14 protein-coding genes are annotated in these 18,665 nt (G+C 49.1%); 9 read left to right on the forward strand and 5 right to left on the reverse strand.

What is annotated here, in order from left to right; translation table 11 throughout:
* Nucleotides 1–18 precede the first annotated feature (18 nt).
* The 4 genes from CIK89_RS08660 to CIK89_RS08675 all read left to right on the forward strand — a co-directional run bounded on the left by CIK89_RS08660 (nucleotide 19) and on the right by CIK89_RS08675 (nucleotide 4,371).
* Nucleotides 19–888: an FKBP-type peptidyl-prolyl cis-trans isomerase gene (locus CIK89_RS08660; protein ID WP_094390980.1), complete on the forward strand. Its 870-nt coding sequence runs from the start codon at nucleotides 19–21 to the stop codon at nucleotides 886–888.
* Nucleotides 889–1,064: 176 nt separating this feature from the next.
* Nucleotides 1,065–1,538 (forward strand): Lrp/AsnC family transcriptional regulator, encoded by a 474-nt coding sequence (locus CIK89_RS08665; protein ID WP_094390981.1) that lies wholly within the window; start codon nucleotides 1,065–1,067, stop codon nucleotides 1,536–1,538.
* A 19-nt stretch (nucleotides 1,539–1,557) separates the two neighbouring features.
* The gene (locus CIK89_RS08670; RefSeq protein WP_094390982.1) at nucleotides 1,558–3,327 is read left to right on the forward strand and encodes a membrane dipeptidase; all 1,770 of its coding nucleotides are present in this window, start codon (nucleotides 1,558–1,560) and stop codon (nucleotides 3,325–3,327) included.
* Nucleotides 3,328–3,366: 39 nt separating this feature from the next.
* Complete coding sequence (locus CIK89_RS08675; protein ID WP_094390983.1) at nucleotides 3,367–4,371, forward strand: M28 family peptidase; 1,005 nt, start codon at nucleotides 3,367–3,369, stop codon at nucleotides 4,369–4,371.
* Nucleotides 4,372–4,637: 266 nt separating this feature from the next.
* On the opposite strand, the gene CIK89_RS08680 is transcribed toward CIK89_RS08675, so the two are convergent.
* Both CIK89_RS08680 and CIK89_RS08685 read right to left on the reverse strand, forming a co-directional pair.
* Complete coding sequence (locus CIK89_RS08680) at nucleotides 4,638–5,297, reverse strand: DUF4294 domain-containing protein (protein ID WP_094390984.1); 660 nt, start codon at nucleotides 5,295–5,297, stop codon at nucleotides 4,638–4,640.
* A gap of 6 nt (nucleotides 5,298–5,303) precedes the next feature.
* Nucleotides 5,304–6,908, reverse strand: coding sequence for a carboxylesterase/lipase family protein (locus CIK89_RS08685; protein WP_094390985.1), 1,605 nt, complete (start codon nucleotides 6,906–6,908; stop codon nucleotides 5,304–5,306).
* A gap of 551 nt (nucleotides 6,909–7,459) precedes the next feature.
* Between CIK89_RS08685 and leuS the strand changes: the two genes are divergently transcribed.
* Genes leuS through CIK89_RS08705 form a run of 4 tightly spaced genes read left to right on the forward strand, consistent with a single transcriptional unit; the run spans nucleotide 7,460 to nucleotide 13,991 of the window.
* Nucleotides 7,460–10,309, forward strand: coding sequence for a leucine--tRNA ligase (gene leuS / locus CIK89_RS08690; RefSeq protein WP_094390986.1), 2,850 nt, complete (start codon nucleotides 7,460–7,462; stop codon nucleotides 10,307–10,309).
* Nucleotides 10,310–10,325: 16 nt separating this feature from the next.
* Complete coding sequence (locus CIK89_RS08695) at nucleotides 10,326–11,282, forward strand: YitT family protein (protein WP_094390987.1); 957 nt, start codon at nucleotides 10,326–10,328, stop codon at nucleotides 11,280–11,282.
* A 21-nt stretch (nucleotides 11,283–11,303) separates the two neighbouring features.
* Nucleotides 11,304–11,924 (forward strand): non-canonical purine NTP diphosphatase, encoded by a 621-nt coding sequence (locus CIK89_RS08700; protein WP_094390988.1) that lies wholly within the window; start codon nucleotides 11,304–11,306, stop codon nucleotides 11,922–11,924.
* Nucleotides 11,925–11,936: 12 nt separating this feature from the next.
* Nucleotides 11,937–13,991 carry a two-component regulator propeller domain-containing protein gene (locus tag CIK89_RS08705; RefSeq protein ID WP_094390989.1) on the forward strand — a complete coding sequence of 685 codons (2,055 nt, stop codon included), beginning with the start codon at nucleotides 11,937–11,939 and terminating at the stop codon, nucleotides 13,989–13,991.
* 25 nt (nucleotides 13,992–14,016) lie between these two features.
* Here the strand turns inward: CIK89_RS08705 and CIK89_RS08710 are convergent, their stop codons facing one another.
* Together CIK89_RS08710 and CIK89_RS08715 are read right to left on the reverse strand one after the other, a co-directional pair.
* Nucleotides 14,017–14,715, reverse strand: coding sequence for an HAD family hydrolase (locus CIK89_RS08710; protein WP_094391034.1), 699 nt, complete (start codon nucleotides 14,713–14,715; stop codon nucleotides 14,017–14,019).
* Between the two features lie 27 nt (nucleotides 14,716–14,742).
* Nucleotides 14,743–15,702, reverse strand: coding sequence for a bile acid:sodium symporter (locus tag CIK89_RS08715; RefSeq protein WP_094390990.1), 960 nt, complete (start codon nucleotides 15,700–15,702; stop codon nucleotides 14,743–14,745).
* Nucleotides 15,703–15,808: 106 nt separating this feature from the next.
* On the opposite strand from CIK89_RS08715, the gene CIK89_RS08720 reads away from it, so the two are divergent.
* Nucleotides 15,809–16,645 (forward strand): C1 family peptidase, encoded by an 837-nt coding sequence (locus tag CIK89_RS08720; protein ID WP_254046652.1) that lies wholly within the window; start codon nucleotides 15,809–15,811, stop codon nucleotides 16,643–16,645.
* A gap of 527 nt (nucleotides 16,646–17,172) precedes the next feature.
* On the opposite strand, the gene cysS is transcribed toward CIK89_RS08720, so the two are convergent.
* Complete coding sequence (cysS, locus tag CIK89_RS08725; RefSeq protein WP_094390991.1) at nucleotides 17,173–18,663, reverse strand: cysteine--tRNA ligase; 1,491 nt, start codon at nucleotides 18,661–18,663, stop codon at nucleotides 17,173–17,175.
* Nucleotides 18,664–18,665: the final 2 nt, after the last annotated feature.

An 18,665-nucleotide genomic window follows, 5' to 3' on the forward strand; every position in this document is an offset into this window, starting at 1 on the left:
ACAAACATTAGTAATACAATGAAGAAATTTACCATTGCAGCATTCGCTGTAGCCGCAGTAGCCATGCTTTCTTGCGGCAATGCCGCTCCCAAGGCTAACCTGAAGAGCGACGTAGACACACTGAGCTACGCCATCGGTATGGCACAGACTCAGGGTCTGAAAGATTATCTCGTAACACGTCTTGACGTGGATACCGCCTATCTGGACGAGTTTATCAAAGGTTTGAACGAAGGAGCCAATGCCGGCGACGACAAGAAGAAAGCCGCTTACTACGCAGGTATTCAGATTGGCCAGCAGATTTCAAACCAGATGATGAAGGGCATCAACCACGAGCTTTTCGGTGAGGATTCTACCAAGACCATCTCTCTGAAGAACTTCATGGCAGGTTTCATCAGCGGAACAACTGGTAAGGGTGGCCTCATGAGCATCGACTCAGCACAGATGGTTGCTCAGAAGATGATGCAGAGCATCAAGGCCAAGACCATGGAAAAAGCCTACGGTCCTAACAAGGCAGCTGGTGAGAAATTCCTTGCAGCCAATGCCAAGAAGGAAGGTGTGAAAACTCTTCCCGGTGGTGTACAGTATAAGGTTATCAAGGTAGGAACCGGTAAGATTCCTGCTGACACCTCAATGGTAAAGGTTAACTACGAGGGTCGCACCATCGACGGCAAGGTATTCGACAGCTCATACAAGCGCAACATGCCCGCAGACTTCCGTTGCAACCAGGTTATCAAAGGTTGGACAACCGCTCTGACCCACATGCCTGCAGGTTCTGTATGGGAGGTTTACATTCCTCAGGATCAAGCTTACGGTGAGCGCCAGCAGGGTGAAGACATCAAGCCTTTCTCTGCTCTCGTCTTCAAAATCGAGCTTCTCGAAGTGAAATAATCATCAGGGAAAACACCCCAACACAATAGTGTATATCGGTATCAAGGTCGATGAATCTGGCCATGATACCGATATTTTGTCTAAAAAAACATAAATTATCAAGCAAAGTGTTGCCTGTTTCAACAATAATAACTACTTTTGCTTACAAATAGTAAAATATCTAAAACCATATAAATATGGCAGCAAACGACAAGATTGATAATCTCGACAAAAAGATTCTGAATATTCTATCTAAAAATGCCCGAATACCCTTCAAGGATGTTGCGGCAGAGTGTAACGTATCACGTGCAGCTATCCACCAGCGCGTCCAGCACCTCATAGAGGGTCACGTCATCATGGGTAGCGGTTTCGACGTTAACCCCAAAAGTCTGGGATACACCACCTGTACCTACGTAGGAATCACCTTGGAACGTGGTTCGATGTATAAGGACGTAGTGGAAAGAATACAGCATATCCCAGAAATCGTGGAATGTCACTTCACTACAGGTCCATACACCATGCTCGTAAAACTCTATGCCCGCGACAACGAACAACTTATGCAGTTGCTCAACGGCCAACTGCAAGACATCCCCGGTGTAGTGGCTACAGAGACTCTGATATCGCTCGAACAAAGCATCAAGCGTGAGATTCCTATCGGACCTAACGAATAATCATCTATCAACACTGCGTATGAACCGTTTTGACTGGCAAGCACAGCTGGCCAAATGCCATGCGTCGTTTCCTGCAGCAACGCACAAACCTGTCATTGCCATCACGGGAAACTATGGCGAAGGAAACTGCAAGCTCGCTCAAACCTATTATAAATCGGTGGAAGATGCTGGTGGCGTGCCTATCATCATGCCTCCCTCTGCACAGACCGATACTATCATCAATACGATTGAACATATTGATGGGCTCCTCATCAGCGGTGGCTCCGACTTCAATCCGCTGTTTGCAGGCGAGCAACCTGTTGTCAAGCTTGGAGGCATCAATGCCGAGCGCGACCTTGCCGAACTGCTCACTATACGGTTAGCCTACGATCGGCAGATTCCTATGTTAGCCATTTGTCGCGGCATTCAAGCATTGGCTATGGCTCTTGATGGCCATGTGGAACAGGATATCAGCCACAGAGCACAGGTAAAACACAGTCAGGACGCAGACCGTTCAGAGCCCACCCACTCCGTAAAGATAGAGCCCGACTCTATTCTCGGTAGTCTCTATGCCGATACGCTCAAGGACACCGACGGCATACTCTACGTCAACTCATTTCATCACCAAGCAGTAGATCACTGCGGACCACGTTTCCGCACCACAGCAGAATCTGCCGACGGTATCATCGAAGCCATAGAAAGCCGTGAATACAAGAGTATCATTGGCGTGCAATGGCATCCAGAGTGTTTGGTCGATGGAGCGCCACTTTTCCAATGGTTAGTGAAGGAGTCAGAACATTTCTACCAAGCCTGCAAGCTCCATGAGCGCATCATCACCCTCGATACGCATTGCGACACACCGATGTTCTTCCCTCAAGGCGTAGATTTCGGCAGTCGCGACAAGAAGATATTGGTAGATCTCCACAAGATGACCGAAGGTCATCAAGATGCCACTATCATGGTGGCTTATCTGCCACAACCCAAACCCGGCGAGGACTTCCCATCAATTGTTGATTTCGATGTGAAGAATCCTACGGAATATGCAGACCTCATCTTCGACAAGATAGAAACCATGGTGGCCCACAATAAGTCCTACCTCAGCATTGCACGGACACCTGCCGACCTCTATGCCAATAAGAAGAAAGGGCTGAAGAGCATCATGCTGGGCATAGAAAATGGCTTAGCCATCAATGGCGATCTACGCAAGCTGCGCCATTTTGCAGAGCGCGGCATCGTCTATATGACACTCTGCCATAATGGTGACAACGACATCTGCGACTCAGCACGCGGTTGCAATACCCATGGCGGTGTGAGCGACTTCGGCCAACAGGTCATTAGGAAGATGAACAAACTGGGCATCATGGTAGATATGAGTCATGCTGGTGAGCACAGTTTCTACGATGCACTTGACATCAGCCAACAGCCCATTGTGTGTAGCCACTCCAGCTGTAGAGCCCTTTGCGACCATCCTCGCAATCTCACCGACGACCAGATGCGACAGCTGGCTGCTAAGGGTGGTGTGATGCAAGTGACGCTCTATAATGGTTTCCTCTGCAAAGATGGCGAGGCTACAGTACTTGATGCACTGGCACATCTCGACCACGCTATCAATATTATGGGTATCGACCATGTCGGTTTAGGTTCTGATTTCGATGGCGATGGAGGCATTCGCGGACTCTCCTGCTCATCGGAAATGATCAATTTCACCCGACATCTCATGGCCAAACGCTATTCCGAACGCGACATCCAAAAGATTTGGGGACGCAATTTCCTGCGTATCATGAAACAGGTGCAAAGCGCCAAATCGTAGAAATCATTATCATATAGACTACAGACTACAAACAGAAAAATGACGAAACACCACATACTCAATATCGCCATGCTATGGGCTGCAATAGCCACCATCATGGCTTGCGGTACTACCAACAAACAACCTGCAACTGAGGAAAAACCTGTCAATATTGAATTTCATGCTGATTCTGCCTATGCTTTCTGTGCAGCACAATGTACCTATGGACCTCGCACAATGAATAGCGAGGCGCATGAGAAATGCGGCAAATGGATTGCTTCACAGTTTCAGAAATACGGTTGCAGCATTGAACTTCAGTGTGCAGACCTCAAGGGATTCGACGGCACAATACTCAAAAGCACCAACATCATCGCCTCTATGCCCAAACGCAGCACCGACGAAACACGCATCATGATATGTGCACACTGGGACAGTCGCCCATGGGCAGATAATGATCCCGACTCTGCCAACTGGCACAAACCCGTCATGGCAGCCAACGATGGCGCATCGGGAGTGGCTGTCATGCTCGAACTGGCACGCCTGCTTCAACACAACGACTCACTACCTGTAAGCATCGACTTTGTCTGCTTCGATGCCGAAGACTGGGGCGTACCACAGTGGAGCGATGCCGCAGACGATGGCGACTCATGGGCATTGGGCGCACAACACTGGGCCAAGAACTATGCCGCAAGCGGTTCTAATAAGTATCGCTATGCCATTTTGCTCGATATGGTGGGTGGTCAGGGTGCCCGTTTCTACCACGAAGGCTTCTCACTGCAACATGCCGGACGCCTCGTTGACCGCATCTGGAGTGCTGCAAGTGCCGCAGGCTATAGCAGTTTCTTCCCTATGGAGGCAGGCGGCTACGTGACCGACGACCACATACCAGTGAATGAAGTGGCCCATGTCCCCTGTGTAGATATCATCAACCACTATCCCGATTGCCAACAAAGTTCCTTTGGACCGACGTGGCACACCGTCAGTGACGATATGCAACATATCGACAAGAACACGCTAAAAGCCGTAGGCCAGACCCTGCTACAAGTGGTTTTCAACGACAAATAATCACAAGGTAGGTCAATGGGCTTTACTGTATTGCCAGACTATGAACCATTGCTCCATCCAACAAACCCCATTGCGATTGCTTGAGAACAAGTAATGCCGACGCCCAAGAAGGCATCACGCGGCAACACATATATTTTAGTTTTTCATTTTTTATCGAACACCGAACACCACTATAACGTAATTCATTATCGGATATAACTTTATAGTGGTGTTCGATGATGATAAGTTTAGGTTATCAAACACCTGTCAAACACTTACGGAACACATCAGAGTTGACCAGCTTCCACCATCAGCACGACTCGTTCGGTGAGTCTATCCACACCTTCCGGATCGTATTCTTTCTTCAAACTGGCGCCGAACGCCCATGCAAAAGCCTGATAGAATCCAGCACGCACAGGTCCGAGAAAGGCTTGAATCATATTGTAGGAAGATGAATGACTCTCGCGATAGATGAGTTTGATGAGGAGTTTTCCCTGTGAATACGTCAGTTTTTTCATCTTCGGCTGATACTCTTTCCAGATGCTTTTCTCTACGCGCTTCATGTGTTCCTCCTTCGATTTCTTGTCAGGCAAAGTTTCCAGAAACTCCGCAGTCTCCATCATAATGGTGCGCGCCTCCTTGGCAATAGGCAGTACGCGCTTCACATTGCGCACCAATCTATTAAACGCCATCTGCTGTTTCTTGCTACTGAAGGAGATGGGGGGATAAACATAGACATTGTTCATCTCCATATACTGGATGCTGTCGCCGCCTTCCAGCACCTTTCCAACCTTGACCATCGGCATGAACGTAGGGCCAAACGGATCGTCGTCGGCCTTACTCTCGTTGGCAGGGTCGGTCTGTTGCGCATAGAGTGACAATGTCATAACGGCCATTAGCGACACCGTCAGACATCGAAGCGTATCAGTTTTAAGGTATTGCAGCATGATGGTTTATTTCCAAAACAACTTGTCCATCAGCAAATAACGCTGTTGCATCGCCTCATCGGTCTTAACAAAAGTATGCACGTCAATCTGCAATACAGGTGGAACATTTTTGCCGTTGACTGCCGGCCAATTCACCAAACCGAGTCCGTTGGGGTTTCCTGTCTTCACAAAATTAGCGTAATAGTTGCTGAACACATCAGAGATCATATAGTCATCGGGCTGCCAGTCATAGACTCTGTTTGTGGGCAACGTACCCATGGCATACTCAATATCGGCAGAATGTACCGCTCCTTTGTCCTGTGACACTGCGGGTTCACCATCTTTAGCATCTAGTATTCCACCAGCCAGTCCTGCCACTTTCCCCTTGACAGCCATTGCTGGGCGCGGATGGCAGTAGCGATAGCGATAAACTGGTTGTCCACTGGTCAACTGGTGCATGTGTCCCCACTTCCATGTGGAATAGTCGAGGAATAAATCAGAAGCCAAGTCAGTGCCCGGCTGTCCTGTCACATCGTTAGCAGTATAGATGCCATATAGACGGAACAGTTGGTCGGTGGCATCGCCAAACTTCTGACGTGCAGCTTCTTTCAAAACCTCTACAGAGGCTGGCTGACCAGCCAGAATCGCTTGAGGCGACATCTCTTGATTGTTTCCACCAATGAGCAAAGGAATGTGCAACTGCTTTCCGTCGGCATAAGTCTGTGTGGGTTGTTCTGTGAAGAAATAGCCATCGATGCAGTATTTCGGTACGTTTCTCACGTTGGCACGCTTCATGAGTTCTTCTGCCGGCATGGCACGCAACTGTTTAATAGTCTTACAACCCAGCGCTTTTGCTATTTCTACGCCAGCTGTCTCAGCCTCTTTGAGTGTAGCAACAGCGTTGAATCCCATGACAGAGCCGCTTGATCCGATGGCTTGTGCTATCAGTCCTTGACACAGTGGCGATGCCATCAAGGCACTTACTGACATTGATCCAGCCGATTCGCCTGCTATCGTGATGCGTTCGGGATCGCCACCAAAGTCTGCAATATGTGTTTTCACCCATTGAATGGCAGCCACTTGATCCATGAATCCATAGTTTCCCGAACCTTTATAGGCTGTTTCTTTCGACAGTTGCGGATGAGAGAAGAAACCGAAGATGCCTTCACGATAATTGGCAGTAATAGCGATTATGCCCTTTCGCGCCATGCTCTCTCCGGCATATCTGGGTTCGCTACCGCTTCCAGCCATGAGTCCTCCACCGTTGAAATAGATGAGCACAGGTAGTTTCTCCTTCATGGTGTGAGCAGGAGTCCATATATTCAGATATAGACAGTCTTCGCTGTTTTCCTTCGTACCGAAGTTCATGTCGCCAAATATATTCTCTTGCATGGGGTTAGGCCCAAAGTCTTTAGCACTACGCACACCCTCCCATGCTACAACGGGCTGTGGTGCTTTCCATCGCAGATCGCCCACTGGCGGTGCAGCAAATGGTACTCCGAGAAACACTTTCACACCAGAACGCTCCATTCCTTCAAGCGTTCCATCAGTTGTTTTCACCTGTGGGTTGCCTTGTGCCATCATTCCGATGGTACAGAAGCAAGCAGCCATCATCATCAGCATCTTATTCATCTGTCGTTTCGTTTTAAATTTGTTTCTATTCTATAGATTATCGGAAAAGGTAATTCTGTTCCTTCTTCGCGATGTTGCAAAGGTACGATTAAGTGAGCGAAAAGCAAAAGAAAAACTCGTTTTTATTATGTTTTTCCGAACGGGAGTACCTTGGTGATGCAATCACAAAGGTACGATTAAGTGAGCGAAAAGCAAAAGAAAAACTCGTTTTTATTATGTTTTTCCGAACGGGAGTACCTTGGTGATGCAATCACAAAGGTACGATTAAGTGAGCGAAAAGCAAAAGAAAAAACCATTTTTATTATGCTTTTCCGAACGGGAGTACCTAAGATGAGAAGCATCAAAGGTACGATTAAGTGAGCGAAAAGCAAAAGAAATTTCATTGTTTCATATTTCTTCTCTTACGTGAGTCGCTTTACAAGGTCATCATAAAGATAGTGCTACACCTCTTAAATAAAAGAAAAACGGGGTTTTTCTTTGTATTTCGCTCGGTTTGCACTACCTTTGCAGTAATATTATATAAATAAGGAGAAAACAAAAAATACGAAAATATGGAATACAATTTTAGAGACATCGAACAGAAGTGGCAGAAGCGCTGGGTAGAGATGAAAACCTACCGCGTGACAGAAGACCCTACAAAAAAGAAATTCTACGTGCTCAACATGTTCCCCTACCCCTCTGGAGCCGGACTCCATGTGGGTCACCCATTGGGCTATATTGCCAGCGACATCTACGCTCGCTATAAGCGCCAGCAGGGCTACAACGTGTTGAATCCGATGGGATACGATGCCTATGGACTCCCCGCAGAGCAGTATGCCATACAAACCGGACAGCATCCAGAGAAGACTACTACAGAGAATATTGCGCGCTACAGACAGCAGTTGGACAAGATTGGATTCTCCTTCGACTGGGAACGCGAGGTGCGCACTTGCGATCCTATCTACTATAAATGGACACAATGGGCGTTCCAACGCATGTTCAAATCATACTACAGCACTTCTTCACACAAAGCACAGCCTACCATCAAACTGATAGAACACTTCGAACTGATGGGTTCTAAAGACTGTGGTGCACTGGGAACAGAGGAATTGGACTTCACTGCTTCCGACTGGGCATCGTACTCTGAGAAGAAAAAGCAAGAAGTGTTGATGAACTACCGCATAGCCTATCTTGCCGACACCATGGTCAACTGGTGTCCTCAACTCGGCACGGTACTTGCCAACGATGAGGTAGTGGATGGCGTCAGCGTACGCGGTGGCTACCCTGTAGTGCAGAAGAAGATGCGCCAGTGGTGTCTGCGCGTATCTGCATACGCCCAGCGTTTGCTCGACGGACTCGACACAATCGACTGGACCGACTCTTTGAAAGAGACTCAGCGCAACTGGATTGGACGCTCCGAAGGTACCGAAGTAGAGTTCAATGTGGCCGATTCCGACAAGCACTTCACCATCTTCACCACGCGTGCCGATACCATGTTTGGTGTAACCTTCATGGTTCTTGCTCCTGAATCAGATCTCGTTGCCGAACTCACCACCGATGCTCAGAAAGCCGATGTAAGCGACTATATCGCCTATGTGAAGAAGCGTACTGAGCGTGACCGTATTTCCGACAAAAAAGTGACAGGTGTTTTCTCTGGTTCATACGCTATCAATCCGTTCACAGACGAAAAAATTCCCATCTGGATTTCAGAGTATGTATTGGCCGGATACGGCACAGGTGCCATCATGGCAGTACCTGCCCACGACTCGCGCGACTATGCTTTTGCCAAGCATTTCAACCTTCCCATCATCCCACTGATAGAAGGCGCCGATGTTTCTGAAGAGAGCTATGATGCCAAAGAAGGCATTGTCTGCAACTCTGCTTCAGCAAAGTTCAGCCTCAACGGATTGACCGTGAAGGAGGCCATTGCCGCCACCAAGAAATATGTGGAAGCCAACGGACTGGGCCGCGTCAAGGTGAATTACCGTCTGCGCGATGCCATCTTCAGTCGTCAGCGCTATTGGGGCGAACCATTCCCCGTATATTACAAGGACGATATGCCCTATATGATTCCGAAGGAATGTCTGCCTTTGGAATTGCCTGAAATAGACGAATACAAGCCAACAGAGTCTGGCGAGCCCCCATTGGGCCGTGCCAAGTTGTGGGCGTGGGATACCAAGACCAACCAAGTAGTAGATAAGAGTCTGATAGACCATAAGAGCGTATTCCCTCTCGAACTCAACACCATGCCCGGATTCGCAGGTTCTTCTGCCTACTATCTGCGCTATATGGATCCTAAGAACGAGAAAGCCCTCGTAAGTAAAGAGGCTGATGAATACTGGCGCAACGTAGATCTCTATGTTGGCGGTACAGAGCATGCCACCGGTCACCTCATCTATTCACGCTTCTGGAACAAGTTCTTGTTTGATTCAGGCTACAGTTGCGAGGACGAACCATTCAAGAAACTGGTAAACCAAGGCATGATACAGGGTCGCAGCAACTTTGTATATCGCATCAACGACGAGGGCGCAGACAAGGGCAAGTTTGTCAGTCTGAATCTCAAAGGCAGTTACAAGGATGTAACTCCCATACACGTTGACGTGAATATCGTCAGCAACGACGTGCTCGACCAAGATGCTTTCCGCGCTTGGCGACCAGAGTATGAGCATGCAGAATTTATCCTTGAAGACGGAAAATACATCTGTGGTTGGGCAATTGAAAAGATGTCTAAGTCGATGTTCAACGTGGTCAACCCCGATATGATTGTTGAGCGCTACGGTGCCGACACCTTACGTCTATACGAAATGTTCCTTGGTCCAGTAGAACAGTCTAAGCCTTGGGACACCAACGGAATAGACGGTTGCCACCGCTTCTTGAAGAAGTTCTGGGCTTTGTTCTATGGCAACAGCCGCGACAACGCCGATGGCAAACTGCTCGTTGACGATGCTGAGCCCACAAAAGCCCAGTTGAAGAGTGTCCACAAACTGATTAAGAAGGTGTCACAAGACATCGAGGAATTCTCTTACAACACGTCTATCTCTGCCTTTATGATTTGCGTTGGCGAGATGGCACAGTTGAAGTGTCACAACCGCGAACTTCTCCGCACCCTCGTTACACTATTGGCCCCCTTCGCACCCCATATCAGCGAAGAACTTTGGGAGGCTTTGGGCGAGACCGGCAGCGTTTGCGATGCCCCATGGCCCACATGGAATGAAGAGTTCTTGGTAGAAGATACCGTAAAACTTGGTGTTGCCTTCAACGGCAAAACACGTTTCGACATGGAGTTTGCTGCCAATGCTGACAATAAAACCATCGAAGAAGCCGTGATGGCAGATCCTCGCTCACCGAAGTATATCGACGGCAAGCAAGTGGTCAAAGTCATCATAGTGCCCAAACGCATGGTAAACATCGTTTGCAAATAAATATCAAATACGGCATATGACTATCAATCACAAAATGCTGTGGAACGAGATGAAGGACTATTTCTTCATCACCGTTGGCTTGCTGCTATATACCATTTCGTTCACTGTATTCCTCATGCCTTATGAGATTGTAGGTGGCGGAGTGACTGGCTTGTCGGCCATTATCTACTATGCTACCGGTTTCCGTTTGGAAAATACCTATATCATTATCAACGGCATTCTGCTGATTGTCGCGTTGAAGGTATTGGGCTTCAAGTTTCTAATGAAGACCATCTATGCCATCGTTACGCTCTATTTCATGCTGAAGTTTGCCCAAGACATCTTGCCCAAACAGCCCAACGGCCTGCCCATCAAGTTGCTGGGCGAAGGGCAGGACTTCATGTCGATGGTTATAGGATGTATGTTTGGCGGCATTGCCCTTGCCACCGTATTCTCCAACAACGGTTCTACGGGTGGTACCGATATTATTGCAGCATCTATCAATAAGTATCACAACGTATCGTTGGGTACTGTACTGATAGCCGCCGACTTCTGTATCATCGGTTCGTGTATGTTCTTCCCACAGTTTGGCACCTATATCGAGCGCGCCCACAAGGTAGTGTTTGGTTTCTGTGTGATGACGATGGAGAACTTTGTGCTCGACTATGTGATGAATGCACGAAGGGAGTCTGTGCAGTTTATGATATTCTCTCGCAAGTGGCAGGAGATTGCCAATGCCATCGGAACACAGATGGACCATGGTGTAACCATCCTCGATGGCCATGGCTGGTACACTGGTAAGGAACTCCGCGTATTGTGTATTTTGGCCAAAAAGAATGAGAGCGTCAACATCTTCCGCCTCATCAAGATGATCGACCCCAACGCCTTTGTAAGCCAAAGTGCCGTTATCGGTGTCTATGGCGAAGGCTTTGACGAGATGAAAGTAAAGATTAAAAAAGTTAAAAAGGCGGTGGAAGAAATCCCTAAGGAATGATGCCGCCGACAAACTATAACGATGAAAATTGTATTTGCAACCAATAACCAACATAAGTTGGAAGAGATTCGCAGCATCCTTGGAAACCGTTTCGAGGTGGTGTCGTTAGCCGACATCGGCTGCCATGAGGATATTCCCGAAACGGGCAAGACCCTTGAGGAGAATGCCCTGCAGAAGGCTCAGTATGTGTATGACCACTATCATGTGAGCTGTTTTGCCGACGATACCGGTCTTGAAGTAGAGGCTCTCAACGGTGCACCGGGTGTTTATAGCGCACGCTATGCTGGTGGCGAAGGCCACGACTCGGAGGCCAATATGCAGAAGCTGCTTGCCGAACTGGCAGGAAAAGACAATCGCCAAGCACGCTTCCGCACCGTCATTGCGCTGATAGAGCGACGCGATGTGTGCCCCTGCGGTTGCACTGCTGTGAAGAAAGTGACCGAGTTTGAAGGCATTGTCAACGGCACCATCACCCACGAGAAGCACGGCAGTGAAGGCTTCGGCTACGACCCCGTGTTCCAACCCGAAGGTTACGACCACACCTTTGCAGAACTCGGAGTGGATGTCAAAAACACCATCAGCCACCGTGCACGTGCCACTCAGAAGTTGGCCGACTATCTGCGTGCAACTCTTGGAAAATAAACTATAAGAAAAATGATACTATCCCCACGTCAGACAGCATCATGGCTCATGTCCCACGACATTAGCTTTGGTGCTGTCTGTCGTTGTGTATGCACCCTGCTATGCTGGTTTGCCATGACGACAGTCCATGCACAGCCCGGCACCTGGCAGTATTATTTAGCCTATGGCGAACCGCAACAAATAGAGAAAGCAGAGCAAGGACTCTTCGTCAAAGCGAGTGGCAATCTCTATCACTACAACCTCAACGACCAGTCGGTTACTACTTTCGACCGGTCCAACGGCCTGAATGGCGGTCAGCTATCCCATATCAAATGGTGTAGCGAAGCCCATCGCCTCATCGCCATTTATACCAATGCCAATATCGACCTCATCAATCCTGAGGGTGAAGTGACCAATATGCCCGACCTCTATATGGCAACGATGGCAGGCAGCAAGAAGGTTCACCGCATTGTTACCGACGGTAGCATCGCCTACCTCTGTGTGGGTTCCAGCATTGTGAAGATAGATGTGGCGAATGCCCATGTGGTAGAAACTTACACCTTAGGCAGCGATGTTTGGAATGTGATGGCGGTTGACGGCAACCTCTATGCCAATACCGCAGCGAGCGGCGTGATGGTTGGGCGGATGTCCGACAACCTCATCAATCCTGCCAACTGGCACTCGACAAGCCATTTCCCTGAATCCATTTACGATGCTTACCGGGGTGACTACGATGCCTATATATCCATCGTCAGCCAGATAAATGCCGGTGGACCACACTACAACGAGTTCAACAGTCTGTGGTTCGTCAACGGATGTTTGTATGGAGTAGGTGGCGGTTGGTACGACGGAGGACAGATGGATCGCACCGCACAATGGCAGCAAATGGACCGCGAGGGACATTGGCAGCAAATCGATGCTCCAATGAAAAAGGATGCGGTGAGCATGGCTATCGACCCTGCCGATGCCACACATCTTTATATAGCGACCTGTGGCAACGGCCTCTTTGAGTTTCGCAACGGGCAATCGGTGGCTCAATACACCGCAGGCAATAGTCTGTTGGCAAGTGCCATTCCGGGCAACAACAACTATGTGCGTGTTGATGGACTCTTCTACGACCGTCAGCATCGCCTTTGGATGACCAACAGCGAGACCCAGCACCCACTTATCCGCATGAACAGTGAAGGCACGATGGAGTCACTCGACCATCCCTCACTCTTCTATAACGGCACGCCCCTAACCATCTTGCGCAACCCTACGACCGACCATACGGGTAAGGTTTGGCTTGTCAACAGTCATCACCATCACCCTTGCCTGGTGCGCATCGACCCTGAAACAGACGAGGTGGACCGTTTCGATGCCTTGCGCAATCAAGACGAAACACCCTTGCGCGACATCTATAGCTTCAACTGTGTGGCTGAAGATAAAGATGGCAATATATGGGCAGGCACCAATCAGGGACCGCTGATGCTCACTCCACAACAGCAACAATCGCCCGACTACGGATATACGCAGATTGTCGTTCCGCGCAATGATGGCAGCGGTTATGGCGACTATCTGTTGGAGGGAATCAGTGTGACTGCCATGGCTATTGATGGCGGCAACCGCAAATGGATAGGCACAGAAAGCAACGGCGTCTATGTAATCAGTAGCGACAACACCACCGAAGTGGCTCATTACACCTCAGCCGACAGCGGTTTGCTGTCTGACCGCATAGAGAGTATCGCCATCGACGGACAGACCGGACGGGTGTATATCGGCACGGAAGAGGGGCTATGCGCTGTGGTTTCCGATGCTACCGATGCCGCTGAAAAGATGGAGAAAGGTGTGGTGCGCGCCTATCCCAACCCTGTAGCCCCCGACTATACGGGACCTATCACCATTGAAGGACTGAGTTACGATGCGGATGTGCGCATTGTAAACACGGCAGGCATGCTGGTGGCACGTGGGCGCAGCACGGGTGGCACCTATATCTGGGATGGTTGCGACAGCAAAGGGCGCCGCGTGGCCTCTGGCGTCTATCATGTTTTGACCGCTACAAGCGACGGTCATCGAGGCACCGTTTGCCGCATTGCCATCATCCGATAAGTGGCAATGCGTCAAGCGCCATGATTTAAAGACAGTCCATCAGCTGACTGAAATGTTCTATCTTCGTTAATCTTTCGTGTGGAAACTCTTGCGATTTCTCCAATGCCCATACTGCATGGAAGGGAATATGTACTGCCCAGGCGCCAACAGCAAGTGCCGGAGCAATGTCGCTACGGAAGGAGTTGCCCACCATGAGTGTTTCATGGGGATCCACACCAAGGGTGTCGCAGAGTGTGCGATAGGCGGTTTCGGTCTTGTCGGACACGATTTCCACATGCGAGAAATAGGGCAACAGTCCTGATCGCGACAGTTTATCCTCTTGTCCCATCAGTTCACCTTTGGTAAATACCACCAACCGGTAGCGTCCCGCTTCGTGGAGTTGGCGCAGCGTAGATTCCACTTCAGGCAACGGAGTAGCAGGGAAACGCAGCAGACGCTTACCCATTTCGATGATTTGGAGTAGCACATCGGCACCGATGCGACCATCGGTCAGTTTGATAGCATTCTCCAACAGCGACAGGGTGAATGCCTTAGTGCCATAGCCGAAAAGCGGCATATTAGCGCGCTCGATGGCAAAGAGGCTGTCTGCCACGCATTGTCTGTCGCTCACCCAAGGTTTAAGCATATCGGCAAGTTGCTCTTCGGCACGGTCAAACCAAGTCTGACAGTCCCATAGGGTATCGTCGGCATCGAAAATGATGGTCGTGATATCGGTCTTTGTCATTGTCATGTTGCGATGTTATTCAGTAAGTCACGGATTGGGATGGGTACGGCGGTAGTGCCACAGTTCAGCTGAGTTGATGATGTTCTGCCACAGCACATAACAGCCTGCGCCTACCGATGCTACAGGATGCAGATAGAGGTAAGCCACCCAAATGGCTAACGAGGTGTTCTTCTGAAACAGGGCTTGACCGCAGCAGATTTCCTCGCCAAGGTGTCTGCCAATGGCGCGACCAATGCCGAACTGCACAAAGCAGACCACGAAACTCAATGCGGCAATAGCCGTGAGCAACCACAATGGTGCATTGCTGTGCAGGATATTCTTCACCGTTACACCGGCTACAATAGTGAGCGAGACGCCCCATAGATAGAAACTCAGATTGGGCATGGAGGCAATGCGACGGCAGACCGCCTTTACATAGTGCTGCATCAGCCAGCCCAAGACCAACGGCAACAGGAGCACCATCGATACTTTTTGCAGAATAATGAGGAAGGTTTCGAAGAATGTAAGATGCACCGTACTAGTCAACGGAGGAAACACCAAGGGTATCATCAATGCCGATGCAAGGGCTGAGATGACGGTAAAGGTGGTCATCGTATTGATGTTTCCACCGAGCTTGCCCGTCACAACGGGCGCTGCCGATGCCGACGGGGCGATGGTACAAGTAAGCACTCCTTGCCAGATGAGCTGTTGGTCAAGGTCGTCTCCTACCAGAAAGATGATGCCGAGATTGGAAACTACCAGCAATACCTGTGCTGCAAGCACACCAATATGCCAACGATGGGGGCGCATCTGATGGAAATCGACCTTGCAAAAGGTGGCTAACAGCGTGAGAAACACCGTCACCGGGAATATCACATCGATAACGGGGCCTAGCCTATTGCCCAGTCCGTCGAGCTGCGGCACATAGTAAAACAGCAGATAAACTGTTGCACCAAGAGCTATTGCCACAGGCAGCGTCCAGTCTTTCAGAAAGCGTATTATATTCATGTCTTACTCTCTTTTCATCTGCAAAATTACTGCTTATCGGGGGAATGACAAAAGAAAGTGGACGTTTCTTTTGTCATTCCGCCCATCTTTATGTACTTTTGCACGCATGAAACACGCTACTGCTATATTACTCATCGGTATCATCCTGCTGACGGGAGGATGCAGAAACCAGCCGCCTGTGGATTTTCAAGAGGTGGTGAGTCTGCCGTTCACTCCTGTCAAAAACCAAGGCAACGACGCGCTCTGCTGGGCTTATGCCATGCTCGCCACCATCGAGACGGAACATATCTGCCGAGGTGACTCGGTAAACCTATCACCTTATTATATCAAGAGGCTGGTGGGAAAACAGCGACAGCGTGGTATGGGGCACTCCTTGCTCCGCTTGATGGCTAATAAAGGTATTGTGCCGTTCGACACCTATCCCGACTCTACCCACGACCAACTGCCGTTGCCACAGTGGGTGTTCATGCTCGGTGCACGTTATACGCCACAGGAGTTTGCCCACAGTGTGTGTGGACCAGAGGAATACATGGCGGTAACTTCCGACCCTACCCAGCCTTATGGCAAGATGATTGTGGCAGACTATCCCGACAACTGGGAGCGGGAAACCTTTCTCAACGTGCCTCAAGACTCGTTGGTTGCCATAGTCTTGCGTGCCCTGCACCATCGCCATCCCGTTTGTTGGGAGGGTGATATCAACAACAGTGGATTTTCTTTTCGTAGCGGCATAGCCGACCACACCACCTCGTCACGACCCGATGACGACCATTGCATGACGATAATAGGCCTGGCGCGCCACCCCGACGGGCGGCTGTTCTTTAAGATGAAAAACTCATGGGGAACCGACAATCCCTATGGCGGAATGGTGTATATGTCGCAGGAGTATCTGCGCTGCTGCACCGTTGCACTATACCTAACGCGCGAAGCATATCTCGGTAAATAGCCTACCGATAGCACTTTACTTGTTGATGAAGGTCACTTGGTTCTGCAAATCAAATTGATTTGCAGAGTAATTCAAATTGATTTGCAGAGCAATTCAAATTGATTTGCTGAGTAATTCAAATTGATTTGCTCTGCTAACTGATTTTTATAAGAGACGAACGAAATATTCGTTGATGTGCAAACTCATTGAATTTGCGAAGTAAATTCATTGAAATTGCTGACCAAATTCATTGAAATTGCTGACCAAATTCATTGAAATTGCTGAGTAACGCAACTCGCATAGCACTATAATACACTATATACCATCATGTTACACAACTCTTAAGAGTGGGCGGAAAAACATGGTTTTTCTGGCTTCCAACGCTATACATGGTGCAGAGGACCTATACACACGTGATTGATGCTTCGTGCATTGCCCCAAAAACATGATCATAAAAAAACAGGGCGATATCACATCGGCCTGTTTAAACGATGATTTATAAAAAAAGGCTTTTATACTAAACAATGTAAAAATACATCAAATTGTTCTCATTTATTAAGTTTCCAGGTGACACCATCCTTAGTGTCTTTTACCTCAAAACCTGCTGCTGCCAACTCATCACGAATCTTATCTGATGTGGCCCAGTCCTTATCTGACTTGGCCTTGGCACGCAATTCAAGCACCATATCGACCACCTTTCCGAAGGCTTGCTCGCGCTCCTGGCTGGTTTCACTCGCCTCTTCACGCAGACCAAGAATGTCGAATGTGAACAGGCGCATGGTGTCGCTAAGCTCTTTCAGACAGTCGGCACAGATGGTAGCTTTATGGTCAACGAGCTTGTTGACTACCGAGCAAGCCTCAAACAGATGGCTGATGACCTGTGGAGTAGCCAAATCGTCGTTCATAGCATCGTAGCATTTCTGGCGCAACGACTTCACAATATGTTCGGTCTCACTATCACAATGTGCGCTGACATTGATGCGCTTCAGGTCGGCAATGCCTTGCAACAGTTTCTGTAAGCCCTTCTCCGATGCCTTCAATGCCTCGTTGGAGAAATCAACAGTGCCGCGATAGTGGGCAGAAAGTATGAAGAAACGGATGGTCATGGCGCTGTAGGCCTGTTCCAACAATGGGTGATTACCGCTGAAAAACTCGTTGAGCGTAATGAAATTGCCCAGCGATTTGCCCATCTTCTGACCGTTGATGGTCAACATATTATTATGCATCCAGTACTTCACCATAGGGTGTCCCTGGGATGCAATGGCTTGCGCGATCTCACATTCATGGTGTGGGAAAATCAAATCCATACCACCACCGTGGATGTCGAAAGTATCGCCAAGATACTTACGGCCCATGGCTGTACACTCACAGTGCCATCCGGGGAAACCGTCACTCCATGGCGAAGGCCAGCGCATGATGTGCTCTGCCGATGCTTTCTTCCACAAAGCAAAGTCGGCTTGGTGGCGCTTTTCACCCACACCTGCCAACTCGCGGCTCTCATCCTTCGTGTTTTCGAGCGATCGTCCACTGAGTTCACCATATTTATATTGCTTGTTGTAAGCCTCGATGTCAAAGTAGATAGAACCGTTCGACTTGTAGGCAAAACCATTGTCCAATATCTGCTGCACCAATTGCTGCTGTTCGATGATGTGACCAGTGGCATGCGGTTCGATACTCGGAGGCAACACGTTGAGGGCTTCCATAGCCTGATGGTAGCGGTTGGTATAGTACTGGGCTATCTCCATCGGCTCCAATTGCTCCAAACGAGCCTTCTTTTCTATCTTGTCGTCGCCTTCATCGGCATCGTGCTCCAAGTGGCCCACATCGGTAATGTTGCGCACATAGCGAACCTTATAACCTAAATGGCGAAGATAACGAAACACCAAGTCGAAGGTAATGGCAGGGCGAGCATGGCCCAAATGGGGGTCGCCATAGACGGTAGGACCACACACATACATGCCTACATGAGGTGCATTCAATGGTTCAAAACGCTCTTTTTGACGAGTTAGCGTATTGTATATTACGAGTTTGGATTCCATTC

Origin of the sequence: Prevotella sp. P4-119 (assembly GCF_002251345.1) — a bacterium.
Classification (GTDB): domain Bacteria; phylum Bacteroidota; class Bacteroidia; order Bacteroidales; family Bacteroidaceae; genus Prevotella.